We start from the raw sequence: 24812 nt of genomic DNA, 5'->3' as shown, positions 1-24812 counted from the left end.
GAGCCAAGTACCTGCAGAGATGGAGCTCACATGTCCGCGCCCGACCACATCGCGCCGAATTCCTCGGCCGACCTCGGTCTCACCGACCTGTCCGCGGCCATCGCCGAGGGCAGCATCTCGTCGGTCGCGGCCGTCGCCGACGCGCTCGAGCGGATCGAGGCGTCGCAGCCGACGCTCAACGCGTTCCGGGTCGTGCGTCGCGACGCCGCGCTCCGGGAGGCGGCCGAGGCGGACGCGCGCGTGGCGGCGGGTGTGCGGCTGCCGCTGCTCGGTGTGCCGATCGCGGTCAAGGACGACACCGACATCAGCGGCGAGGTCACCGCGTTCGGGTGCGGTGGGGAATTCGCGCCGAAGACCGCCGACGCCGAATCGGTGCGCCGGTTGCGCGCGGCGGGTGCGGTGATCGTCGGCAAGGCCAATACCTGCGAGCTGGGGCAGTTGCCCTTCACCAGTGGTGACGCGTTCGGATACACCCGTAACCCGTGGGATCGCACGCGCACGCCGGGTGGGTCATCGGGCGGATCGGCGGCGGCGGTCGCGGCCGGATTGGTCCCGGCGGCACTGGGTTCCGATGGTGCGGGGTCGGTGCGTATCCCGGCCTCGTGGACGAACCTGGTCGGGATCAAGCCGCAGCGTGGGCGAATCTCCACCTGGCCGCTGGCGGAGGCGTTCAACGGGCTCACCGTCAACGGCCCGCTCGCACGCACCGTGCGCGACGCGGCGATGCTGCTCGACATCGCCGCCGGACCGCACGACGGCGATCGACACAGGCCCGCGCCGATCGATGCGAGCGCAGCGGTCGGGCGCGATCCCGGCAGACTCAGAATCGCTCTCTCCCTGAGTATTCCGTACACCGCGACCAAGACCGCGCTCGATCCGCAGATCGCGGCGGCCGTGCACGCGCTGGCGGGCACTCTGCGCACGCTCGGCCATACCGTCACCGTGACGGACCTGCACTACGGGTTGATGATCGGCGCGTCCTTCCTACCGCGCTCGCTGGCGGGGATCAGCCGCGTGCACCGGGATATGCCCGGAGCCGTTGTCGACCCACGGACCACGGCCAATGCGCGCATCGGCCGAGTACTCAGCGGGCCCGCACTCACCGCGGCGCGACTCGCGGAACCGCTGCTGCACAAACGAATCGGTTCGTTCTTCGACGACTACGACCTCGTGCTGGCGCCGACCACCGCGACCCCTCCCCCGCAGGTGGAACAGATCGATGGCATCGGCGTCGGCGCGACCAACAGCCTGATCACCGCCGCGTGCCCGTATACGTGGCCGTGGAACGTGCTCGGCTGGCCGAGCGTGAACGTACCGGCGGGCTTCACCGAATCCGGGCTGCCGATCGGCGCGCAATTGATGGGCACCGCAGACAGTGAACCACTGCTGATTTCGCTTGCGGCCCAGCTGGAATCAGAACTGCACTGGGACCGCAACCGTCCCGTGCGGTGGTGGTGATCCACCGGGTGCTCTAACGCCCTGGTTCGATCCACCCTTCGAGATCGCTCTTCGTGCCCGACGGACAACCGTCCTGGCCGGTCTGCCGAGGAAACATCACCAGGCAGCGCTGCGGGCCCGATCCGCCGACCGCGGTGGTGACCAAGACCGCGATCGACGAGCCGTCGGCGACGCGACTGGTCGAGAAGCCGAGCGTGCCGGTGACGCCGCGATAGTCGGACTCGCGCAGCTGGACCGCGATGGCGGTTCGGTTCGGTGGAAGGTCGGCGAGGACGCCACGGCTGTTGCGCACAGCCTGGACGAACAGGCCACTCACATCGAAAGCCAGACCGGTGCGGTCGCCGGCCCAGGTGGGCCGGTAGTCGGTGAGCCCGGCATAGCCACGGAGGTCTTCGATCAACCCGGCCAGTTCGGTACACAGCTGCTCGTGTTCGAACGGCACCGGCTGGCCGCCGAGTTTGCCGATGCCGCTGACACAGTCGGCCCCGCCGAGCATGACCGGCGAGGCCTTGGACACGTAGCGCACGGTGAGGTTGGCGGGAAGTGCGGCGGTGGCTTTCGGATCGGTGATCAGCCTGGTCACCGCGTCGTTGCCGAGGATCGCCGGACCCGCGCCGCTGAGGCAGCCGCGACTCACCGATTTGGCGAAGGTCGGGAAGTCGTCGTTGCGGCCCGCGAAGAACAGCAGGGTGCGGCGGTTGAATCCGGCGGTTTCGCACGGCGCGGGGAAACGGTAGAGCTGCTGTTGTTCGCGCCAGCTCATACTCTCCTGCGCCACCCCGCGGTCGGTGAGTTCTTTCTGCACGTCCTCGACCAAGGTGGTCACGTACAGGTCACCGGCGGCCTCGGGGTGATAGATCGCCACCTTGTCGTAGCGGGGCGCGCCGTTGAGATCGCGAGCGCCCTGCACATAGTCGGCGACGAGGCGGGCCTGCACCCTGTTGCTCGGGGCCGCTTGGAAATACAGCGGAGAGGCTTCTTCGAGACCATCCGCGGACAGCGTTGTCGCTACTGCGGGCACACCCAGCTCGCCGAGACGAGTGATGGCTCTGCGGGTTTCGTCGTTGCTGCGATCGATCCCGACGACGCCGAGCACGCTGGAGTCATCGGCCACGAGCTCGCGCAGCGGATTGTCGACCACCCACCCCGCATGGCGCATATCGGAGCCGCCATTGGCGATGATGATGCGCAGCAACGGTTCCGACTCGTCGGAGGCCAATAACGCGCGACGCTGCTGCACCGCCAGACCGGCGAGTTCCTCCACCTGGGCGTGCGGATAACGCACGTTGGTGTCGACGTAGCTGAGGCCGGCGAAGTACACCAGTGAGACCAAGGGGCGGTTCGGATTGCTCGCGCGCGCGTCGGACGCGGCAGCGTTGAGCCGGAACACCTCTCGTTGCATCGCCGACAACTCGGGGTCGTCGGCGAAGGTCTGCCGGGGGTTGTCGCTGTAGCCGACACATTCGCCGCCGCGCAGACTCACCGAGACACCGCCGGTCCACGGCCAATGCGAACACTGCGCACCGCGTAACGGCGGAAAATAGACCAGCGTCGCGGCCGCGGCGATCACGATCGGGATCAGCACGCACAGACCGACGAACCAGCTGCGCGCGGCGAGCGGCGGCGCGGGCGGCAGTGCGAGACCACGGAATCGGGCGTCGCTCACGCGCGGGGTGGTGTCGGGCGGCAGGATCGCGCGCAACGGCAGGAACCACGCGTCGGCCTGACGATGAGTGCGCCGGTTGTCGATCTCGCGCACCCACTCCTGCAGCGGATCGGGCGGTTGTGGGGACGGCGTGTCGGCGAGACTTTCCAGGGTGCGCAGCGGGCGCAGATCACTGATGTGCGAGAGCTCGCCGACCTCCCGGATCGGCCCCTCGTCCCGCAACGCCACGACCACCAGCGGATCGAAAAGGCCCGTCTCGTTGCGGATTTCGTTGATCCAGGTGAGGATGCGCGCACCGTCGCTGCCCTCGGCGAGACCGCCGAGCAGCGCCACCGGGTATGCGGTGCGCCGCCAGCTCGACGGGCGCCAGATCCGGCGCCGGTAGGCGTCGCGCAGGTCCTCGAGAAACGCGTGCACGAGGAGCTTGGCGACCTGCTCCTCGTTCTCGTCGACCCGGTGCGACGCGGTGAGCCGGGACGCGAAACCCAGGAAGCTGCCCGACAATTCGGGCGCCAGGTAGCGCTGGTGCAGGAACCACCGCGTCACCTTCGACATACCGGGGATGCGCCCGGACACCCACAGCCACAACCGCAGCACCGGCCACAGGGCGAGCACGCCGAAGACCACGCGTGAAATCGTGTCGCCCGCAACACCTTCGGCGGTGTCGGACCGGCTCGTCGGCGAACCGCTGCGCAGCAGTTTGGGCAGCCTGCGGCGCAATTCGTCGGGCGCCTCGGATTCGTCGGAGGTCACCCGCTGGCGGGTCAGCCAGTCGGCGGTGCGATAGCGCGGGAACTTGATCGCACCCATCGCGGTGTCGTCGGCCGCGAAACCGGCGACCAAATGCTGGATGATCGGCAGGCAGTGGCCCGGGATCTCCTGATCATTGGCGTGCGGGCCCGCGTCGATCGCATTGAGGTCAGGGGTGAGCTGGGTACGCGGCAGGTCGGGCGCGTGCAGGTCGATCTTGACGCGCGGGGTCGCCCGCCTGCCACCGGATTCACTGAGCCAGCTGTAGATTTCGCCGACCAACGCCGAATGCCCGGTGACGCCGACGATTTCGACGATCGGGCGGGGTAGCGCACGCCGCCTGCGTACCAGGGTGCGCAGCACGCGCGGGCGGGCGTCGGGAATCTCCAGCGCCCGCAGCAGCTCGAGCAGCTTGCCGACATCATTGGCATCTGGCACTTCCACGGCCTCCCCCGGACGTTCAGCGAACCACGCCGAACGAACCGGCGTGTTCGCCGAACGATACCCCGAACCGCTGACACTCAAACGGTCAAAAGCCCAGCTTCCCCAGCTGTTTCGGATCGCGCTGCCAATCCTTGGCGACCTTCACGTGCAAGTTCAGGTAGATGCGAGTACCGAGAATGTGCTCGATCTGTTTGCGTGCGTTGGTGCCGACCTCTTTGAGGCGGGCGCCGTTCTTGCCGATGATGATCGCCTTCTGGCTGGGCCGCTCGACATACAGCAGGGCATGCACTTCGAGCATGTCCTCGTTCGCCGCGTAGGGCTCGATGTCTTCGATGACCACGGCCAGCGAGTGCGGCAGCTCGTCGCGCACGCCCTCGAGCGCGGCCTCGCGGATCAGCTCGGCCATGAGGGTTTCCTCCGGCTCGTCGGTGATCTCGCCGTCCGGGTAGAACGCCGGGCCCTCGGGCAACTGCGAGGCGATCAGGTCGACGAGCACCTCGACCTGTTCGCCCTTCACGGCCGAGACCGGAATGACCTCGGACTCGGGGCCGAGCAGCTTCACCAGCGCCATCAGCTGATGGGCGATCTCGTCGCGGCCCACCTTGTCGATCTTGGTGACCACGCCGAGGATCTTGGTCTTGGGCGCCATCATCTTGATCTGCTCGACGATCCAGCGGTCACCGGGGCCGATCTTCTCGTCGGCCGGGATGCACAGCGCGATCAGGTCGACCTCGGAATAGGTGTCGCGGACCAGGTCGTTGAGGCGCTGGCCGAGCAGGGTGCGCGGGCGGTGCAGCCCGGGGGTGTCGACCAGGATCAGCTGGGCGTCCTCGCGGTGCACGATGCCGCGGATGGTGTGGCGGGTGGTCTGCGGGCGCGAGGACGTGATCGCGATCTTGGTGCCGACCAGCGCGTTGGTGAGCGTCGACTTGCCGGTGTTCGGGCGGCCGACGAAACAGACGAAGCCGGAATGGAATTCCTTGCCGGAGTCAGCCACCGCGCACCTCGCTCAGCACGGCGCCGGTGCGATCGGTGCGGACGATCGAGGCCGAAGGCGAGACCTCACGGACCGCGTCGATACCCGCGTCGTCGGCGTCACCCGCGACGACGACCGCCGCTTCGAATCCCTCCGCGCCACTCGAGATCGCGGCGGCCACAGCGGCCTGCAACGCGGTCAGGCGCAGGGCTGTCAGCGTTACCTCGCCCGCGGCGTAGGTGCGCCCGTCGGTGTCGCGCACCGCGGCGCCGCTCGCACCTCCGGTGCGGCCCAGCGCGCCACGCGCCAGTACCAGCAGTTTATTGTCCTCGGCGTCGAGTTCACTCATGGTTTTCTCCGTTGTCGTCGGGCACGCGCACCTGGTCGGTGTCGGCGGTTGCCTCGTCGGTAGCGCCCTTGCGGGGCTTGTCGGTCTTCTTCTCTGCTTTGTCGACTTTGTCGGCGGCCCGGCGCACCAGCACGGTGTTGACGCGCATGCGCCCGCGCGCGTCGGCGCCGCCCTCGCCGCGCAGCACCAGCCCGTAGACGGTCACCTTGGAGCCGGGCAGCGGGACGCGGCCCAGCTCGTGCGCGAGCAGCCCGCCGACGGTGTCGACGTCGTCGTCCTCGATGTCGAGGCCGTACAGCTCCCCCAGGTCCTCTACCGACAGCCGCGACGAGATGCGGTAGCGGCCGTCACCGAGGTCCTCCACGGGCGGAGTCTCATCGGTGTCGTATTCGTCGTTGATCTCGCCGACGATCTCTTCCAGCACGTCCTCGATGGTTACCAGCCCCGCGATGCCGCCGTACTCGTCGACCAGCAGCGCCATGTGATTGCGCCGCCGCTGCATCTCGTCGAGGAGTGCGTCGAGCGGCTTGGAATCAGGGACGAAGATCGCGGGCCGCATGACGTCGCGCACCGATACCTTGCGCGCGCGATCGGCATAGGGCACCAGGTCTTTCAGGTAGACCACGCCACGCACGTCGTCGACGTTCTCACCGATCACCGGGATCCGGGAGTGGCCGGAGCGCACGGCCAGCGACATCGCCTGGGCGGCGGTCTTGTCGTCCTCGATCCACACCATCTCGGTGCGCGGCACCATCACCGCGCGAGCTGGAGTGTCGCCGAGTTCGAAGACCGACTGGATCATCCGGCGTTCGTCGTCGGCCACCACGCCGCGCTCACGGGCCATATCGACCACCTCGCGCAACTCGATCTCGGAAGCGAAGGGGCCGTTGCGAAATCCCTTACCCGGGGTGATCGCGTTGCCGAGCAGAATCAGCAGACGACTGACCGGGCTGAGCACCGCGCCGATGATCTGCAACGGCACGGCGGCGGCCAACGCGATCGAGTAGGCGTGCTGGCGGCCGAGCGTACGCGGGCCGACGCCGATCACGACGTAGGAAACCACCACCATCAACGTGGCGGTGACCAGCAGTGCGGTGGTCTCGTTCCACAGTTCCAAGGTCGCCGCGGCCAGCAGCACGGTGGCGGTGATCTCGCACAGAATACGCAGCAGGACAACGAGGTTCACATAGCGCGGACGGTCGTCGACGATCGTGCGCAGCCGGGCGGCACCGGAGCGCTCCTCGCGCACCATGTCGTCGAGCCTGGCCCGCGACACCGTGTTCAGCGCCGAGTCGACGCCCGCAAACACCCCGCCGATGCCGATCAATACGATCGCCAGCGAAATCAGGGTCAGTACTGTCACGCGGGGCCTTCACCGGGTGCGGTGAAACCTGCCTTGCCGAGTAGTCGGTCGTCACGCTCGGCCAGTTCCGCACGGCGTTGTTCCTCACGCAGGCTCACGTACCACTCCTCGAGCAGCTGGGCCTGCAGCGCGAACATCTCCTTCTCCTCCTCCGGCTCGGCATGGTCGTAGCCGAGCAGGTGGAGCACCCCGTGCACGGTGAGCAGGGCCAGCTCGTGGTCGAGCGAATGGTCGGCCTTCTGCGCCTGACCCATCGCGAACTCCGGGCACAGCACGATGTCGCCGAGCATGGACGGGCCGGGCTCGGGGCTGTCGGGACGACCGCCGGGCTCGAGCTCGTCCATCGGGAACGACATCACGTCGGTGGGACCGGGCAGGTCCATCCAGCGCACGTGCAGGTCGGCCATGGTGTCGAGATCGACGAGCACCATCGACAGCTCGGCAGCCGGATGGACGTCCATCCGAGCGATCACGAAACGCGCGACGCTGACCAGGTCTTCTTCGGGAACGTCCATACCCGATTCGTTGGCGATCTCGATGCTCACCTGTTCAGGGTACGGTGCCTGCCCGACGCCGCCGGGAGCGGCATCGGGCCAGCTTGATCGTGTCCCGCCCCGGTTCCGCCGGTTAGCGACGGTCGGTGCGGCCCGCTGCCCGGCGCTGGGCTCGATTGCCCGGGTAGTGCGGGCCAGGGACCGCGCGGGTCTCGGATTCGAAGCGGTCGTAGGCGTCGACGATGTCGGAGACAAGTCGGTGGCGCACCACGTCGGCGCTGGTGAGCTCCGAGAAGTGGATGTCGTCGATATCGGTGAGGATCTCCGCGGCCGCCCGCAGACCCGAGCGCTGCCCGTTGGGCAGGTCGACCTGCGAGATGTCACCGGTGACCACCATCCGCGAACCGAAGCCGAGGCGGGTGAGGAACATCTTCATCTGCTCGGCCGTGGTGTTCTGCGCCTCGTCGAGAATGATGAACGAATCATTGAGGCTGCGGCCACGCATGTACGCCAACGGCGCGACTTCGATGACACCGGACGCCATCAGCTTGGGAATCGCTTCGGGGTCCATCATGTCGTGTAGAGCGTCGTAGAGCGGACGCAGATACGGGTCGATCTTGTCGTTGAGCGTGCCGGGCAGGAAGCCGAGCCGCTCGCCCGCCTCGACCGCGGGCCTGGTCAGGATGATGCGCGTGACCTGCTTGGACTGCAGGGCCTGCACTGCCTTGGCCATGGCCAGGTAGGTCTTGCCGGTGCCCGCGGGGCCGATGCCGAACACGATGGTGTTGTCATCGATCGCGTCGACATACCGCTTCTGGTTGAGCGTCTTGGGGCGGATGATCTTGCCGCGCCGCGACAGGATGTCCAGACTCAGCACCTCGGCGGGCGATTCGGACACGCCCTCGTCGGTGAGCATCGAGATGGTGTGGCGAACCGCCTCGGGGGTGATCACCCGGTTGCGGCCGGTCAGCGCCACGAGCTGCTCGATAACCCGCTCGGCCAGCGCCACGTCGCCGGCTTTACCGGTGATGGTGACGGTGTTGCCGCGGACATGGATATCGGCCGGGAGCAGTTTCTCCAGCTGACGCAGGTTCTGGTCGGCCGAGCCGAGGAAACCGAAAACCGACTCCGGGGCGAGCTCGATGCTGGAACGCACGGTCCGCGCCGCGGGACCAGCATTGTTACCGCCTGCGCCGATGTCTGATACGGGGTTGGTGGGGTTGCCGATCTCGCCTGAGTTCTTCAAAAGTGGCTACAGCCTGCTTCCGGTTTCGACCTGGTGTTCGATGAGATCAGTTTACCGCCGAGCACTGACACCGCACAGTGGTTAAAGGTGCCCGTGGTATGCGGCGGCCCATTCCTGCTCACCAACGCGAAGTCAACGCTCCCAGCGCACCGAGCGCGACGGCCGCCGCGGTGGAGGTGCGCAGCACGGTGGGGCCGAGTAGCACGATGTCGGCACCGGCCTCTTCCAGCGCTGCCAGTTCGGCGTTGTCGAGGCCGCCTTCGGGGCCGACGATCAGGACCACTTCGCGCGCCTGCGCCAGCGGAAGCTCGGTGAACTTGCCCGCGCCGGATTCGTGCAGGGCCGCGACGATCGCGCCGTCCGCCTTCACTTTTCGCACCAACTCGACCAGATCGCGGGTGCGGTGCAGGCCTGCGATCTCGGGAATGTAGGCGCGACGGGACTGCCGGGCCGCGGACTTGGCGGCCGCGCGCCACTTGTCGATTCCCTTGCCGGCCTTGGCCTCCCAGTTCGCGACGCAGCGCGAGGCCTGCCAGGGGACGATCAGGTCCGCGCCCGCCTCGGTCATCAACTCGACGGCCAGCTCGGAGCGATCGGACTTGGGTAGGGCCTGCACCACGGTCACCTGCGGGGTGGGCGGGGTGGCCAGTCGACGGTCACGGACCGCCAGCTCCAGGCGATCCTTCTGGGCCGCGACGACTTCGGAGTCGGCGAGCACACCGTGCCCGTCGGACAGGGTGATCGGCTCGCCGACCTTGATCCGGCGCACGGTCGCCGCATGGCGACCCTCCGGACCGTCCAGCACCGCGACGGCCCCCGGTTCGGGCACTTCGTCGAGGTAGAAGACCGTCGCGGCCACGGCCTCAGCGTCCGCTGAACGACGCGCGCAGCCGGGCGAACAGGCCGCTGTTGTGCTCGGACTGGGTCGACATCACCTCGGCGCGATCCTTGTCCCGCATGCCCTTGAACTTGCGCAGCAGATCGGTCTGCCTGCCGTCGAGCTTGTTCGGCACCACGATGTCGAGGTGGGCGAGCAGGTCGCCACGCGCGCCCGAACGCAGGCGCGGCATGCCGTGGGCACGCAGCTGGATGACCTCGCCGGGCTGGGTGCCCGCCGCGATGGTGAGCTCGGTGGGGCCGTCGAGGATGGTGTCGACGACCACGGTGGTGCCGAGGATCGCGTCGACCATCGGCACCCGGACGGTGCAGTGCAGGTCGTCGCCGTCGCGGACGAAGGTGTCGTGGGGCTGCTCGACGACCTCGACGTAGAGGTCACCGGCGTGGCCGCCACCGGGGCCGACCTCGCCCTGAGCGGCCAGGCGAACCCGCATACCGCTGGCGACACCGGCCGGGATGGGCGCGGCGATCTCGCGACGAGCGCGCACTCGGCCGTCGCCACCGCACTTGTTGCAGGGGTCGGGGATGGTCTCGCCCGCGCCACGGCAGGTGGGGCAGGGACGCGAAGTGAGCACCTGGCCGAGGAACGAGCGCTGCACCGACTGCACCTCGCCCGCGCCGTCGCAGGTCTCACAGCGGATCGGCTTGGAGTTGCCGTTGGTGCCGGAGCCCACGCAGACATCACACAGGATCGCGGTGTCGACGGTCAGATGCTTGGTGACGCCGACCGCGCATTCGGCCAGACTCAGCCTGGTGCGGATCAGCGAGTCGGCGCCGGGCTGCACGCGGCCACGCGGCTTGCGCTGGCCACCGCCCTGGCCGCTCATCCCGCCGAAGAAGGCTTCGAAGACGTCGCCGAGACCGCCGAAGCCGGCACCGTTGAATCCTGCTCCGCCGCCGCCGTTTTCGAGCGGGTCACCGCCGAGGTCGACGATCCGGCGCTTCTCGGGGTCGGTCAGCACCTCGTAGGCGGTGGAGACTTCCTTGAAGCGGGCCTGCGCGCCCTCGTCCGGGTTCACGTCGGGGTGCAGTTCGCGGGCCAGTTTGCGGTAAGCGCGCTTGAGCTCCTGGTCGGTGGCATTCTTGCCGACGCCGAGCAGTCCGTAGTAATCCCGTGCCACGTGAGTTCTCTAGTCCTTGGTCGGTGTGGGCCGGCCGAGCGCCGGGCGCATCCTTTAGTCGAATCCACTCAACTTTACCGGCCGAAGTATCGACCTTAACAGTCCGGTTGTTGTCGTTCCCGCGCTGGCTTCACCTTTCGGCGAGCACCTCGCCGATGTAGCGGGCGACGGTCGCCACCGATGCCATGGTGCCCGGGTAGTCCATGCGGGTGGGGCCGAGCACGCCCATACCGCCCAGTACGGCACCGGCGGCGCCGTAGCCGGTGGAGACCACCGAGGTGCCGCGCATCTGCTCGACCTGGGTCTCCTCGCCGATCTGCACCATCACCTGACCCGGCTGCTGCGCGGCGGCGAGCAGTTTGAGCACGATGACCTGTTCTTCCAGGGCTTCCAGCACGGTGCGTAGGGAGCCGGGGAAGCCGAAATCGGCGACATTGCGGGTGAGGTTGGCGGTACCGCCGAGGACCAGCCGTTCTTCGGGATGCTCGACCAGCGTCTCCACCAGGACGGTGGAGACCCGGATCAGCACGTCGCGAATCTTGGCCGGTGCGCGTTCCGGCACCCCGGCCACCGAGGCGCTGGCCACCGAGAGCAGTTTTCCGTCCATGGCGCCGCCGAGCAGACCGCGCACGGCGACGAGGTCCTCGTCGGAGATCACCGCGCCCAGGTCGACGATGCGTTGGTCGACGCGGCCGGTGTCGGTGATCACCACCAGCAGCAGACGAGCCGGGTTGAGTGCGACGACCTCGATGTGGCGCACGATCGCGGCCGAGACGGTGGGGTACTGCACGACGGCGACCTGGCGGGTGAGCTGGGCCAGCAGGCGCACGCCGCGACGCAGGACGTCGTCGAGGTCGACACCGGATTCGAGGAACTCCATGATCGCCCGGCGTTCGGCGCCGGAGAGCGGTTTCACTTCGGCGATCCGGTCGACGAATTCGCGGTAGCCCTTGTCGGTGGGGATACGCCCCGAGCTCGTATGCGGCTGGGTGATGTAGCCCTCGGCCTCGAGCACCGCCATGTCGTTGCGGATGGTGGCGCTGGAAACACCCAGGTTGTGCCGTTCCACGAGGGACTTGGAGCCGATCGGTTCCTTGGTGGCGACGTAATCCGCGACGATCGCTCGCAGGACCTCGAAACGTCGATCCTCGGTACTCGACGCCATCGACCCCACCTTCCTCGCTCGTGCCTGGTACGTCACGCCTGCCGTGCTGCGTTCGCACAGGGTCGCACGTCGACGCTCGCAGCGTCTTGTTCTCCAGTCTAATTGTCTTGTTCTCGATCCCCGGACCCAACGGCTGTCCGGCATCGAACTGTCACACGGGGATATCCGGCTGCGGGGGCGGCGTCCGGCCCGCCGACTCGGTCGAGCGCGGCGGCGAGTTATCCACAGGCCCTAGTTGTCCACAGATGCGGTTCCGGGGGTTGTCGGGGTCGGGGGGCGGGCGTAGTTTCGGGACTGGATCAGGGGATATACCAGCGATTTTCAACTATCGGCACGTGGCGCGGGGAGGGAACTGTGGTGCACCAGGGTGGGATCGGCGAGGCGTGGCATATCGGGTCGAGCGCGGTCGCGGTGCGGCCGGCGGAGTTCGCCCGGATCGACGATGCGTGTGCGGAATTTCTGCGGGTGATCGCGCGGATTCGGGCACTTGCCGTGGAAGTCGGCGATCAGACGCAGTGGGGATTGGGCGAGGGGCAGGCGCGGTTGATATCCGGTTCCGCTCTGGTGGCGCGATTGCGTTCCGTGGCAGCGGCGAAGGAGAACAGCATCGTTGCCGTCTCGGATGCGCATTCGCGGGTCGTCAGCGATATTCGCCAGTCGTTCCGGGATGCGCGCGATGTGATGGTGGTTGCCGACAAAGAGTGGGCTTATCGACTTCGGTCGGCGGAAACCTTTGCCGGACACCAGATTTCCACGGAGCCAGTGTGACCGGCCACGCGCCGAGCGGTATTCGGGGCGACGGGAACACGTATTCGAATTATTCGAGCGACGCCATGGAATCGGGTGTTCCCGGCGGAGGAGAGAACACACATTCTTGGCGACACCGGGAGATCGTCGCGGCATTCGCGGCCCTCGAGGTGACCGACGCGTTGACGCAAGCGGACAGGTTCGAGCAGATCGCGCGATGGTGGGACGACGGCTTACGCGCCTTCCGGCACGCGGCGGAGGGATCGCTCGCACTGGCTTGGTCGGGCGTGGGCGCCGCCGCGGCAGGTTCCGCGGTCGCAGGCTATGTCGCGCGAGCGCACGATCTGACGCTCGCTTTGGAGGAGTTGCCGGGCGTGGTTCGGGCGGCGGCCGAGGCGATCGCGGCGACCAGATACGCGGTCGGGTCGCCGGATGTCGAGGAATCCGACGCTGCGGCGTGGTCGGTGAGCGAGGCGGTTCATGCCACGGGATCAGCAGCGGCGCACGGTGCGGCTTCGGCCGCGGAGGAGGATGCGCGAGCCGCGATGCGGCAGCGGTATGTGTTGCCGTTCGCCGAGTTGGTCACTCGCATTCCCTTGCTGCCCATGCCGCTTCGGTCCTTCGACTCCGACGCGACAGGTGATCGACAGTTGCTGATCGGCACCGCCGGGCAGTCGCGGGCCGAGAGACGTATACAGCCGCCGGACGAGATTTCGACCGGCGGCGCAGAGAACGAGACCACAGCGACCGGGACGGGCTCTGCGCTGCACGAGGTGATCGGGGATTCGGAAACGATGGGACGCGATGGTCGCGGAACGGACGTTCCGAACGATGGTTCGGATGGGTTCGACAACCTGTCGGCGAAATCCGATGACGGGGCGGTGGGTTCCGGCACCGTTACGACAGTGACCTCGACATCGACTGCTGCCACCGGCATGACTCAGCCGGGCGGTACGCCTGCGTTGACAACACCTGGCGGCTCCGGATTACTCACCGCGCCTACAGGGACTTCCGCCCCAGCCATCGACCCCGCGGTCGTTTCGACAGGGCGCGGTCCATCGGCTGACTCAGTGGCTGGGCGTGCGTGGCCGAACGTCAACCCGAGCGGGGCCCGCGGCCGAACGCCGGGTAGCTCCGCGCAGTATCGACTGCCCGGTCAGCGTGACTTTTCCAGGCCAGGGATCGGGAACAGCATCCCCGGTTCCACCGGCCCCGTAATCGGCGCCAACCCGCCGCCAGGGCATACCCCAACCAGGTCGGGCGATCGTTACTTCCAATGCGGCAGAGCACTGCCGACAGCACCAGGCGTGGATACCACGCGTGGCCTGCCGGAGTACTTGATCACACTGGCGAACACCGCGGAACTGCTCGGCGAGCCACGACCGGCAGTAGCAGGTGGCGTGATCGGGGGTGGCGATGACTTCGTGCCCGGCGAGCAACGCTCACCGGCGACTCGGGGCTGACGGCGATGTCAGCGAGTCGACGGGATTCTTCAGCAGTGGCCGCCCGGTCGGGCGGCCGATGCCGAATCAGACTCGGGCAGCCGCGCCGCAGCGAGCGGCCGAGTCGGGAGCGCCGACCTCTTTGCCCGCGAGGGCATCCAGGCCGAGCATCGCCAGAAGCGAGCCGCAGTCGTCGGCGTCGTTGGAATGCGACGCGACCGTCCTCGCGGCGACCGCGCACTGACGCGCGTTCTCCGCCTTCTCAGCGGAGCGCGCTTCAGCGAATTCGCTCTGCTCGTGGACGAGGGTGATGTGCCGTTCGGTGGACATATAACTCCCTAGGATCGAGTTGAAGCCTACGCCCCTAATCGTTATCTTCCACCCCGAACCCACCGAACATACCCTTAGAGCACCCCACTGTTCCGGACCCCTCATCAGGTGTGCATCGGATTGTTCCCCCACTATGACCGGGCTTTCTCTGGTACCGATCCCAAGGGTGAAAAATCTCGAAATTCAGATCACGATGACATCACCGCCGGGCGATTCCTCAGCGGGCGAAATGATCAGTCGAGAAGGTCGCGGACGATGCCGTCAGCGAGGAGACGACCTCGGTCGGTGAGGACCAGGTTGTCACCGGTGATGCGGGCGAGGCCGTCAGCGAGGATGCGGTCGAGGGCGGGGGCGGCGGACGGGGCCAGGTCGGCGAGGGGCAGGCCGGTGCGCAGGCGGACCGTGAGCATGAGGTGTTCGGTGTAGCGCTCGTCGTCGGTGAGGGCTTCCCAGCCCGCGGCGGGGAGGCCGCCCAGAGCTACCCGGTCGGCGTAACGGGCGGGGTGTTTGACATTCCACCAGCGAACGCCGCCGACGTGGCTGTGCGCGCCGGGGCCCGCGCCGAGCCAGTCACCACCGTCCCAGTAGCCGAGGTTGTGCAGGCAGCGGGCGGAATCGTTTGCGGCCCAATTGGATACCTCGTACCACGTCAGACCGGCGGCGGCGAGGCGGCCATCGATGCGTTCGTAGCGGGCGGCGAGGACATCGTCGTCGGGTGCGGGCAGTTCACCACGGCGGACCTTGCGTGCCAGCGCGGTCCCGTCTTCGACGATCAGGGAGTAGGCAGAGACATGATCGACACCGGCCGCCAGCACCGCATCCAGACTCAGGTCCAGATCGGCGTCGGTCTCACCGGGAGTGCCGTAGATCAGGTCGAGGTTCACGTGATCGAACCCGGCCGCGCGCGCTTCTTTCGCCGCGGCGACCGCGCGCCCCGGGGTATGCGTGCGGTCGAGCACCTTCAGCACGTGCTGTGCGGCGGACTGCATACCGAGCGAGATCCGGGTGTATCCGGCCGCGCGGAGCCGCTCGAAGAACTCGGGCGAGGTGGATTCCGGGTTGGATTCGGTGGTCACCTCGGCGCCGGCGGCCAGGGTGAAGTTCGCCCGCACCGCATCCAGCACCAAGGCCAGACCGTCCCCACCGAGCAGCGACGGCGTCCCGCCACCGACGAAGATCGTCGATACTTCGGGGGTTGCGCTCGGCAGGGCACCGAACTCGGCCGCGGCGGTCGCGAGCTCGCCGCGCAACGCCTCCAGCCACGACTGCGGAGAAGCCGAAGTACCCAGCTCCCCCGCCGTATAGGTGTTGAAGTCGCAGTACCCGCAGCGCGTGGCACAGAACGGCACGTGCACGTACACCCCGAACGCGCCGCCCCCGAAATCGCGCAGCACCGGCCGATCGGCATCGGCCGGTGTCACGCCGGGAGCCCCGGAAGCAGCGCTGGTAGTCACCCCTCCAGTCTGCCGGGCCCTGGTGCCGCGCCCCGCGCGACCCCTCTCGCGTCAGTCCGTCACGACAGGGGTGTTCTGGTTGGCGGTGAGCACCCAGGCACCGTCCTCCTTCGTCATCACATACATCGGCGTGCCCTGACCGGACAGCTCGCCGTCGAGGGTGAAGTAGCTCTGGCGGATCTTGACGGCGGCGACATCGGGCCTCAGGAAGAGCACGTGCTCGACGTCGTAGGTCGCGGAGCCGTGCGTCGTCGCGCCGGGCAGCACCTGAGCGGTGAACTCGGCGATGGCCGGGCGGCCGAACAGGCGCTTGCCATGGCCGGTGGTCCAGATCGCGTCTTCGCGGAAGACGGCGACGAACTCCTCGGCCAGTTCGTTGGCCTGGGCGTGCGCGATGGTGTCGACGACGGCGCGGATGGCCGTGAGTTCGGCGTCGAGATCGGCGGGGGTCTGACCGGTGGCAGTGGCGTCGTTGCTCATGCGACTACTGTGCAACCTCGAGCACGCTCCAGGTCAACCGAGCTGTGCGACACCGCACACGCGCCCGCCCGGGCGTATCACAGGCCGGTTCCGGGCGGTGGGCTATGACCCCCGTCACAGAACAGGACGGCCGTCCAGGGAATTTCCCCCAAAAGTGCGGGAAATATCTCCTTGCGGTCGGAACGACCCGGCTGACGTGGCACAATAGGCACATGCACGCAACTGGAGTACGACTCGTGGCCCGTCGCCACGTCGACTTCCAGCGTGTCTGTAGCGCCTGTTGTCGGCCCGGTTTCCACCGGTAGCGCAGCGGCGTCCACGCCCGGGTATCCCCCGGTGCCTTCGACTTTCATCGGCCCGCTGACCGCCTGACGCGAGCCAGCCCCTCGCGCCTTCAGCACGGATGTCCAACCACCCCGCAGGAGCGACCCCACCATGACGTCGAGCACCGACGCCGGTTCGACCGAACAGTCGACGGCGCAGGCCCGCACTGAGCGTTCAGCTGCCAAGCGCCCGGCCCGCCCGAGCACCGATGCCCCGGTCGCACCGCGCGCCCGCACCGGAAAGCCGGTCCGCCGCCGCTCCGAAGGCCAGTGGGCCCTCGGCTACCGCGAGCCCCTGAACCCGAACGAACAGTCCAAGAAGGACGACAACCCGCTCAACGTGCGCGCGCGCATCGAGAACATCTACGCCAAGGGCGGCTTCGACTCGATCGACAAAGCCGACCTGCGTGGCCGTTTCCGCTGGTGGGGTCTCTACACCCAGCGTGAAGAGGGCTACGACGGCACCTTCACCGACGACGACAACATCGACCTGCTCGAAGCCAAGTACTTCATGATGCGGGTGCGTTGCGACGCGGGCGCGCTCAGCGCCGCCCAGTTGCGCACCGTCGGGCAGATCTCCACCGAGTTCGGCCGCGACACCGCCGACCTGTCCGACCGCGAGAACGTCCAGTACCACTGGATCGAGGTCGAGAACGTCCCGGAGATCTGGCGTCGGCTCGAGTCGGTCGGTCTGCACACCACCGAGGCGTGCGGCGACTGCCCGCGCGTGATCCTCGGTTCGCCGCTGGCCGGTGAGTCGCTCGACGAGATCATCGACCCGACCCCGGCGATCGACGAGATCGTCAAGCGCTACATCGGGAAGAAGGAGTACTCCAACCTTCCCCGCAAGTTCAAGACCGCGATCTCGGGCCAGCAGGACGTGGTGCACGAGATCAACGACATCGCCTTCGTCGGCGTGAACCATCCCGAGCACGGCCCCGGTCTGGATCTGTGGGTCGGTGGCGGTTTGTCGACCAACCCGATGCTGGCCCAGCGCGTCGGTGCGTTCGTGCCGCTCGACGAGGTGCCCGATGTGTGGGAAGCGGTCGTCGCGCTCTACCGCGACTACGGCTACCGCCGCCTGCGCACCAAGGCCAGGCTGAAGTTCCTGATCAAGGACTGGGGCATCGAGAAGTTCCGTCAGGTCCTCGAGGACGAGTACCTGAAGCGCAAGCTCATCGACGGCCCCGCCCCCGAGCAGCCTGCCAAGCCGATCGACCACGTCGGTGTGCAGAAGCTGCGCAACGGCCTGAACTCCGTGGGGTTCTCCCCCATCGCCGGTCGCGTCTCGGGCACCATCCTGAGCAAGGTCGCCGACGCCGCCGAGAAGTACGGCTCCGACCGCATCCGCTTCACCCCGTATCAGAAGCTGATCGTCCTCGACATCCCCGACGACCAGGTCGACGCGCTGATCGACGAGCTCGAACCACTCGGTCTGCAGGCCCGCCCCTCGGTCTGGCGGCGGAACCTGCTGGCGTGCAGCGGCATCGAGTTCTGCAAGCTCTCCTTCGTCGAGACCCGCAAGCGTTCGCAGGTGCTCGCACCGGAGCTCGAGCAGCGCCTCGCCGATATCAACGCCGAACTCGATGTGCCGATCACCATCAACATCAACGGCTGCCCGAACTCGTGCGGCCGGTCCCAGATCGCCGATATCGGCTTCAAGGGTCAGCTCGTCGACGACGGCACCGGGAATCAGGTGGAGGGTTTCCAGGTTCATCTCGGTGGCAGCCTCGGCCTGGACAGCGCGTTCGGCCGGAAGTTGCGTCAGCACAAGGTGACCAGCGTCGAGCTCGGTGACTACATCGATCGCGTCGTCCGCAACTTCGTCAAGAACCGGGAATCCGGGGAACGCTTCGCGGTGTGGGCTGTGCGCGCCGACGAGGCCGACCTCCGATAGTCGATGAGGAGATCCCCACTGTGACAACGAATCTCGCGGCAAGAATGTCCGAAGAAGAACTGCGTACGCTCGCCGAGCAGGGCGCGGCCGAGCTGGGCCCCGATGCCTCGCCCGCCGACCTGATCGCGTGGACCGACCGCAACTTCGGCAACGGCTACATCGTCGCCTCGAATATGCAGGACGGCGTGCTGGTCCATTTGGCCGCGCAGACCCGACCCGGTGTGGACGTGTTGTTTCTCGACACGGGCTACCACTTCGCCGAGACCATGGGCACCCGCGACGCGGTCGAGGCCGTGTACGGGGTGAACGTGGTCAACGTGCGCCCCGAGGCCAGTGTCGCCGAGCAGGACGAACTGCTCGGCAAGGATCTGTTCTCCCGTGACGCCGCCGAGTGCTGCCGGCTGCGCAAGGTCGTCCCGCTGAAGAGGTCGCTGAGCGGCTACAACGCGTGGATCACCGGCATCCGCCGCGTCGAGGCGCCCACCCGCGCCAACGCGCCGCTGATCTCGTTCGACGAAGCTTTCGGCCTGGTGAAGATCAACCCGATCGCACCGTGGTCCGACGACGAGATGCAGGCCTACATCGAGGCCAACGGCATTCTCGTCAATCCCCTGGTGGAGGAGGGTTACCCGTCCATCGGCTGCGCACCGTGCACGCGCAAGCCCGAGCCGGGATCCGATCCGCGCAGCGGCCGTTGGGCCGGTATCGCCAAGACCGAATGCGGATTGCACCAATCATGACCATCACCACCACTGGGAGTGAGCCTGTGAGTACCAACACCACCGAACGCGAACTCGGCCTGACCGAGTTCGACACCCTCGCGGCGCTGGAATCCGAGGCGATCCACATCTTCCGTGAGGTCGCGGGCGAATTCGAGCGCCCCGTGATCCTGTTCTCCGGCGGCAAGGACTCCACCGTCCTGTTGCACCTGGCACTCAAGGCCTTCTGGCCCGCGCCGCTGCCGTTCACGCTGCTGCACGTGGACACCGGGCACAACCTCGACGAGGTGCTCGAGTTCCGCGACAAGGTGGTCGAGCGCTACGGCCTTCGCCTGCACGTCGCCTCGGTCGAGGAGTACCTTGCTGACGGCCGCCTGACCGAACGCCCCGACGGCATCCGCAACCCGCTGCAGACCGTGCCGCTGCTCGACGCCATCACCGAACACCGCTTCGACGCGGTCTTCGGCGGCGGGCGCCGCGACGAGGAGCGTTCGCGCGCCAAGGAGCGGATCTTCTCGCTGCGCAACGCCTTCGGCCAGTGGGACCCGAAGCGTCAGCGGCCCGAGCTGTGGAACCTGTACAACGGCAAGCACGCCGCGGGAGAGCACGTGCGCGTGTTCCCGCTGAGCAACTGGACCGAGCTCGATATCTGGCGCTACATCGCCCGCGAGGACATCGACCTGGCGTCGATCTACTACGCGCACGAGCGTCCGGTGTACTCGCGTGACGGCATGTGGATGACCCCCGGCGTGTGGGGCGGCCCGAACGAGAACGAGGTCCTGGAAACCCGTTCGGTGCGCTACCGCACCGTCGGTGACGGTTCCACCACCGGCGCCATCATCTCCGACGCCGCCGACAACCAGGCCATTCTGGCCGAGGTCGCGGCGTCCCGACTGACCGAACGCGGTGCGACCCGCGGCGACGACCGCGTGTCGGAAGCCGCCATGGAAGACCGCAAGCGAGAGGGTTATTTCTGATGTCCGACCTATTGAGGCTGGCCACCGCCGGTTCTGTCGACGACGGCAAGTCCACCCTGGTCGGACGCCTTCTCTACGACACGAAGTCCGTGCTGGCCGATCAGATCGACGCCGTCACGCGCGCCTCGGTCGACCGTGGGCTGTCCACGCCTGACCTGTCGCTGCTCGTCGACGGCCTGCGCGCCGAGCGCGAGCAGGGCATCACCATCGACGTGGCGTACCGCTACTTCGCTACGCCCAAGCGGTCTTTCGTGCTCGCCGATACCCCGGGGCACGTGCAGTACACGCGCAACACGGTCTCGGGCGCGTCCACCGCGCAGCTGGTGATTCTGTTGACCGACGCCCGCAAGGGCGTCATCGAGCAGACCCGTCGCCACGCGGCCGTGCTGGCGCTGCTCGGTGTGCCGCGTCTGGTGCTCGCGGTGAACAAGATCGACCTCGTCGACAACCCGGCCGAGGTGTTCGCCGAGATCTCCGCCGAGTTCAACGATCTCACCTCGAAGCTGGGCTGGGCCACCGAAGACGTCATCGAGATCCCGGTCTCGGCGCTGCACGGCGACAATATCGCCAGCCGCTCCGAGAACACCCCGTACTACGACGGCCCCTCGCTGATCGAGCACCTGGAATCGGTTCCGGTGGACGCGGATTCGACCGGAACGCACGCGCTGGGTCTGCGTTTCCCCGTGCAGTACGTGATTCGCCCGCGCACCGCCGAGTACCCCGACTACCGGGGCTACGCGGGTCAGATCGCGGCGGGTTCGGTCTCGCCCGGTGACGAGATCGTGGTGCTGCCCTCGGGCAAGAAGACCACCGTCGAGCGCATCGACACCCCCGACGGCGAACTGGCCGTGGCGCAGGTCGGACGCAGCGTGACGCTGATCCTGGCCGACGAGGTCGACATCTCGCGTGGCGACATCATCGCGTCGGCGCACGACGCGCCGGAGCCCATCGACGCCTTCGACGCGACCGTGTGCTGGCTCGGCGACAAGGGTCTGCGTCCCGGCGCTCGGCTGCTGCTCAAGCACGGCGCCAAGACCACGCAGGCCATCGTCGGCGCGCTCGTGGAGCGGTTCGACGAGCAGACGCTCACCGCGCAGCCGAACCCGGAATCGCTGGAGCTCAACGACATCGGTCGTGTCTCGCTGCGGCTGGCCGAGCCGATCCCGGCCGACGACTACCGCACCAACCGGCACACCGGATCGTTCCTGCTGATCGACCCGGCCGGTGGCAACACCCTCGCCGCCGGCCTGGTCGGCGACGTGCTGGCTTCGGTCGAGGTCGGTACCGCGGTCTGATGTATCGCCTGTCCGCCCCGCCGCGTGGTGCCGTTTCGGCGCCACGCGGCGCAGGCGGGCCCGCGTTGATCGCGGTCGCCCACGGCAGCCGTGATCCGCGTTCGGCGGCGACCATGGCGGCCGTGATCGCCGAAGTCGCCGCCGCCCGGCCCGATATCCCGGTTCGGCTGGCTTTCCTCGATCTCAGCGCCCCGTCGGTGGACGAGGTTGTCGACGATCTCGCCGCGCGGGGGCACACCGACGTGATCGTCGTTCCTCTCTTACTGGGCAACGCTTTTCACGCGCGTGTCGACCTCCCGGCGCTACTGGCCGATGCCACCCGTCGGCACTCCCGGCTACAACTCATCCAGGCACCTGTTCTCGGCCCCGATCCGCTCCTCATCTCGGCACTCGCCGATCGGGTCGCGACGGCGTGCCGGCTCCCGTCACTTACTGCCCCGATGGCGGCGGATTCGCAACCGGCGGTGCAGCTCTCAGCGGACCATGGCTCGACGGCGACCACACTTCATGCCTCGGTGGGACCATCGTGGCTCGCGCCGCTCAGCGTGGTGACTCCCGCGACCGGACCGAGAGGTGAACCTTCGCTGGGGATCGCCGTCGCCGCTGTCGGATCGCGCGATGCCGCGGCCAATCGGCGGACCGCCGTCGTGGCGCGCCGACTGGCGGCCGTCACCGGCTGCTCCACCGAAATCTGCTTCGCGACAGTCGAACCCGGCCTCGCCCCGGCCGTAGATCGACTGCGCGCCCGCGGCGCGGAACGCATTGTCGTCGCGCCGTGGTTCTTGGCGCCAGGGCTGCTGACCGATCGGCTGGTCGCCGCCGCGCCCGAGGTCGTACATGCCGACGTCATCGGCGCGCACACCGCGCTGGTCGACGTGATCTGGACCCGTTACGACGACGGCGTCGCCGCCGATCTCGATCTCTCCGCCTGATTCCAGCGCGATCCCGGCTGCCGACTTCCCCACGAGTCGTAGCTCGACCGTGTTCTACGCCGAACCGCGGAGGCGAGTGCGAGGCCATCCAAGTCCTCCCACGACCCGCTTCGCCCCTCTGATGGACACCGTCGGCAGCAGGGCCGCTCGTACCGAGGCCACCATTCGCAGAGCAGCTTGTAGCGCGGCTGATCTATAGCTCCGAGCGTTCGGCACTCCAGTGCCGCAGCTCACACGCCTCCACCTCTTTACTGAATACCCCCTGGGGGTATATGTTCGAGTCAACGCACAGCGAACCGAGAGAGGCGAAACAATGACCACCCACGCCAACGCCGGACACACCGACCACGCCGCTACCGCAGCCGAGCCCGCGCACGGCGATCACCTGAACCACGCCGCTCACGGAACCCCTACCGACAACCACGACCACGGCCGACATGCGGCCGCCGAGCAAGCCACGCACGCGCACGCAGGACATACAGCCGGCCACGCCGGGCACGATGCAGGCTCACCCGGCGGACTTCAGATCACGCAGGACGGATACACGCTCGATCTCGATACCGCGATCGCCGAACCAGGCAGGATCGACTTCCGGTTTCGGATTCTCGGACCGGACGGAGCAGCCGTGACCGAGTTCGACACGATTCACGATCGGGAACTGCACTTGATCGTGGCGCGACGGGAGTTGACCGGGTTCTGGCACGTGCATCCGCAGCGGGAAGCGGACGGCACCTGGGCGATCCAGCTGGAACTGCCAGAGGCGGGCGCCTACCGGGTATTCACCGATATCGCCCCGCGGGCACTCGGCCGGACGATCACGATCGGCGCGGACCTGGCCATCGCCGGACACTATGCGCCGCAACCTGTTCCAGCGGTAGCTCGCGTCACCGAGGTCGACGGCTACGAGGTGACCGTAGACGGCGAATTGCGCGCCGAAGGCGATCTGTTGACGCTCACCGTGCGCAAGAACGGCGAGCCGGTCACCGATCTACAGCCCTACCTGGCGGCTTTCGGCCACCTCGTCATCCTTCGCGCGGGAGACCTCGCCTACGTCCACGTGCACCCCAACGGCGAACCCGGCGACGGCGTCACCCCCTCGGGCCCCGAAATCACCTTCCACACAGCAGTTCCCGGCCCCGGCGCCTATCGACTGTTCCTCGATTTCGAACACGACGACGTCGTCCGCACCGCCGCCTTCACTCTCACCACCGCTCCCCAGCACGCCCCCGAGCACAACCACCACCAGTGACCCCGGCCGTACCCACGCACCACACGGGCTCATCGCACGGAGCACAGGCGGCGCCGCTACCCTCACCGGTGGCGGCGCCGTTCTGTTCCGCCTCCCCGTCGGAACAGTGCCATCTCCCGCTGCGGCCCGACCACCCTGAAATCCCCAGCCACCACCATCGCAGAATTCCGCGCCGCATATTCCGGCCGGAATCAGGCGTTACCTCGGCAACACAGGCGAGCTCGCCAGTTCCCGGCGAGTGGCCGATGCTCTCCGGAATCACTGACCGAAGCGGGTCGACGAAGCAGCGTTTCCCGTCGCGTCAGAGCTGAATACGCGCGCCGACATACCGCGAGGGCGCCCGGCTAGGCCCCACTCGACGCGTCCGACAACAAGCGCGTCGCGATGGTGCGGGCCGCATCGACGCGGACCGAGTCACCGGTCTGGCGAGCGATATTGGCGGCGCTCACGATCGCATCCAGCTCGAAGACCAGCAGGTCGGGATCGACGGCGGCGAGGTCGCCCATGGCTTGGGCCTTGCGGACCTCGTCGGCAAGGAAGGACAGCCAGCTGTCGTGGTCGGCCACGACGGCGTCGCGCACGGGGCCGGGCTTGCTGCTGAATTCGGTGAGGGTGGCCACCCGGAAACAGCCGCCGGGGAAAGGGGGATCCTCGATGTGGGCGAACCAACCGTCGATCATCGCGCGGACCCGGGTTCCGCCGCGCGGGGTGCGCAGGCCGGGGGCGACGACTCGTTCGATGAAGATGTCGCGGCCTGCCTGGACGGCGGCGAGTTGCAGGGCCTCCTTGGTGCCGAAGAGGGTGGCGATGCCGCTTTTACTGATGCCGAGGTCGATGGCGAGTCGGCCGATGCTGAGGCCGTCGAGGCCTTCGACAGAAGCGAGTTCGGCGGCGCGGCGGGCGATGGTGGCGCGGGCGCGGGCGCCCTTGGCCAACCGCTGGTCGCTCGGTTCCGTCAGCTGGGTCATAGGAATCATTGTTCCACCACGGGGTTGCAAAGGCGAACGATCGGTCGTACTTTTATTTACGAACGATCGT

The 24812-nt window shown here is 67.7% G+C and carries 22 protein-coding genes; 9 read left to right on the top strand and 13 right to left on the bottom strand.

What is annotated here, in order from left to right:
* Window positions 1-30 precede the first annotated feature (30 nt).
* On the top strand, window positions 31-1458 hold the full coding sequence (locus tag OHS03_RS01585) for an amidase (RefSeq protein WP_328660127.1): 1428 nt from the start codon (window positions 31-33) through the stop codon (window positions 1456-1458).
* A gap of 13 nt (window positions 1459-1471) precedes the next feature.
* Here the strand turns inward: OHS03_RS01585 and OHS03_RS01580 are convergent, their stop codons facing one another.
* The 9 genes from OHS03_RS01580 to hrcA form a co-directional block, all read right to left on the bottom strand.
* The gene (locus OHS03_RS01580) at window positions 1472-4318 is read right to left on the bottom strand and encodes a type 1 periplasmic-binding domain-containing protein (protein ID WP_328660125.1); all 2847 of its coding nucleotides are present in this window, start codon (window positions 4316-4318) and stop codon (window positions 1472-1474) included.
* Window positions 4319-4403: 85 nt separating this feature from the next.
* Complete coding sequence (era, locus tag OHS03_RS01575) at window positions 4404-5315, bottom strand: GTPase Era (RefSeq protein ID WP_056821377.1); 912 nt, start codon at window positions 5313-5315, stop codon at window positions 4404-4406.
* The gene (locus OHS03_RS01570; RefSeq protein ID WP_328660123.1) at window positions 5308-5643 is read right to left on the bottom strand and encodes a cytidine deaminase-like protein; all 336 of its coding nucleotides are present in this window, start codon (window positions 5641-5643) and stop codon (window positions 5308-5310) included. Before OHS03_RS01570 ends, era begins: the two co-directional genes overlap by 8 nt.
* Complete coding sequence (locus OHS03_RS01565) at window positions 5636-7006, bottom strand: hemolysin family protein (protein ID WP_328660121.1); 1371 nt, start codon at window positions 7004-7006, stop codon at window positions 5636-5638. The genes OHS03_RS01570 and OHS03_RS01565 overlap by 8 nt, the downstream gene beginning before the upstream one ends.
* Window positions 7003-7551: an rRNA maturation RNase YbeY gene (ybeY, locus tag OHS03_RS01560; protein ID WP_056821384.1), complete on the bottom strand. Its 549-nt coding sequence runs from the start codon at window positions 7549-7551 to the stop codon at window positions 7003-7005. Before ybeY ends, OHS03_RS01565 begins: the two co-directional genes overlap by 4 nt.
* Window positions 7552-7633: 82 nt before the next feature.
* Entirely contained in the window at window positions 7634-8698 is a 1065-nt protein-coding gene (locus tag OHS03_RS01555) for a PhoH family protein (protein WP_056821830.1), read from the bottom strand.
* Window positions 8699-8864: 166 nt separating this feature from the next.
* On the bottom strand, window positions 8865-9605 hold the full coding sequence (locus OHS03_RS01550; RefSeq protein ID WP_328660119.1) for a 16S rRNA (uracil(1498)-N(3))-methyltransferase: 741 nt from the start codon (window positions 9603-9605) through the stop codon (window positions 8865-8867).
* 4 nt (window positions 9606-9609) lie between these two features.
* Window positions 9610-10764, bottom strand: coding sequence for a molecular chaperone DnaJ (gene dnaJ / locus OHS03_RS01545; RefSeq protein ID WP_056821388.1), 1155 nt, complete (start codon window positions 10762-10764; stop codon window positions 9610-9612).
* A gap of 130 nt (window positions 10765-10894) precedes the next feature.
* Window positions 10895-11929 carry a heat-inducible transcriptional repressor HrcA gene (gene hrcA / locus OHS03_RS01540; RefSeq protein ID WP_056821832.1) on the bottom strand — a complete coding sequence of 345 codons (1035 nt, stop codon included), beginning with the start codon at window positions 11927-11929 and terminating at the stop codon, window positions 10895-10897.
* A 354-nt stretch (window positions 11930-12283) separates the two neighbouring features.
* Here hrcA and OHS03_RS01535 point away from each other — a divergent pair, with 354 nt between their 5' ends.
* Together OHS03_RS01535 and OHS03_RS01530 are read left to right on the top strand one after the other, a co-directional pair.
* On the top strand, window positions 12284-12697 hold the full coding sequence (locus tag OHS03_RS01535; RefSeq protein ID WP_328660117.1) for a hypothetical protein: 414 nt from the start codon (window positions 12284-12286) through the stop codon (window positions 12695-12697).
* Between the two features lie 1286 nt (window positions 12698-13983).
* Window positions 13984-14139 carry a hypothetical protein gene (locus tag OHS03_RS01530; RefSeq protein ID WP_328660115.1) on the top strand — a complete coding sequence of 52 codons (156 nt, stop codon included), beginning with the start codon at window positions 13984-13986 and terminating at the stop codon, window positions 14137-14139.
* Window positions 14140-14205: 66 nt separating this feature from the next.
* On the opposite strand, the gene OHS03_RS01525 is transcribed toward OHS03_RS01530, so the two are convergent.
* From OHS03_RS01525 to OHS03_RS01515, 3 genes are all read right to left on the bottom strand, one after another.
* Window positions 14206-14448, bottom strand: coding sequence for a hypothetical protein (locus OHS03_RS01525; RefSeq protein WP_056821395.1), 243 nt, complete (start codon window positions 14446-14448; stop codon window positions 14206-14208).
* Window positions 14449-14681: 233 nt separating this feature from the next.
* Window positions 14682-15902 (bottom strand): radical SAM family heme chaperone HemW, encoded by a 1221-nt coding sequence (hemW, locus tag OHS03_RS01520; protein ID WP_407942450.1) that lies wholly within the window; start codon window positions 15900-15902, stop codon window positions 14682-14684.
* A 51-nt stretch (window positions 15903-15953) separates the two neighbouring features.
* A complete protein-coding gene (locus OHS03_RS01515) occupies window positions 15954-16382 on the bottom strand; it encodes an SgcJ/EcaC family oxidoreductase (protein WP_328660114.1) in 429 nt (142 codons plus the stop codon).
* Between the two features lie 435 nt (window positions 16383-16817).
* Between OHS03_RS01515 and OHS03_RS01510 the strand changes: the two genes are divergently transcribed.
* From OHS03_RS01510 to OHS03_RS01485, 6 genes are all read left to right on the top strand, one after another.
* Window positions 16818-18602: a nitrite/sulfite reductase gene (locus tag OHS03_RS01510; RefSeq protein ID WP_328660113.1), complete on the top strand. Its 1785-nt coding sequence runs from the start codon at window positions 16818-16820 to the stop codon at window positions 18600-18602.
* Between the two features lie 44 nt (window positions 18603-18646).
* Window positions 18647-19342 carry a phosphoadenylyl-sulfate reductase gene (locus OHS03_RS01505; RefSeq protein WP_328664042.1) on the top strand — a complete coding sequence of 232 codons (696 nt, stop codon included), beginning with the start codon at window positions 18647-18649 and terminating at the stop codon, window positions 19340-19342.
* Window positions 19321-20298, top strand: coding sequence for a sulfate adenylyltransferase subunit CysD (gene cysD, locus OHS03_RS01500; protein ID WP_228537684.1), 978 nt, complete (start codon window positions 19321-19323; stop codon window positions 20296-20298). The genes OHS03_RS01505 and cysD overlap by 22 nt, the downstream gene beginning before the upstream one ends.
* Window positions 20298-21593, top strand: coding sequence for a sulfate adenylyltransferase subunit 1 (locus OHS03_RS01495; protein WP_056821403.1), 1296 nt, complete (start codon window positions 20298-20300; stop codon window positions 21591-21593). The genes cysD and OHS03_RS01495 overlap by 1 nt, the downstream gene beginning before the upstream one ends.
* Window positions 21593-22525 (top strand): sirohydrochlorin chelatase, encoded by a 933-nt coding sequence (locus OHS03_RS01490; protein ID WP_328660111.1) that lies wholly within the window; start codon window positions 21593-21595, stop codon window positions 22523-22525. Before OHS03_RS01495 ends, OHS03_RS01490 begins: the two co-directional genes overlap by 1 nt.
* Before the next feature lie 313 nt (window positions 22526-22838).
* Complete coding sequence (locus tag OHS03_RS01485; protein ID WP_328660109.1) at window positions 22839-23774, top strand: DUF8832 domain-containing protein; 936 nt, start codon at window positions 22839-22841, stop codon at window positions 23772-23774.
* Between the two features lie 344 nt (window positions 23775-24118).
* On the opposite strand, the gene OHS03_RS01480 is transcribed toward OHS03_RS01485, so the two are convergent.
* The gene (locus OHS03_RS01480) at window positions 24119-24742 is read right to left on the bottom strand and encodes a TetR/AcrR family transcriptional regulator (RefSeq protein ID WP_328660108.1); all 624 of its coding nucleotides are present in this window, start codon (window positions 24740-24742) and stop codon (window positions 24119-24121) included.
* Window positions 24743-24812 lie beyond the last annotated feature (70 nt).

This window comes from Nocardia salmonicida (genome assembly GCF_036142455.1).
Taxonomy (GTDB): Bacteria; Actinomycetota; Actinomycetes; order Mycobacteriales; family Mycobacteriaceae; genus Nocardia; species Nocardia salmonicida.
The sequence above is the reverse complement of the archived record's forward strand: the minus strand, read 5'-3'. Positions and strand labels throughout refer to the sequence as shown.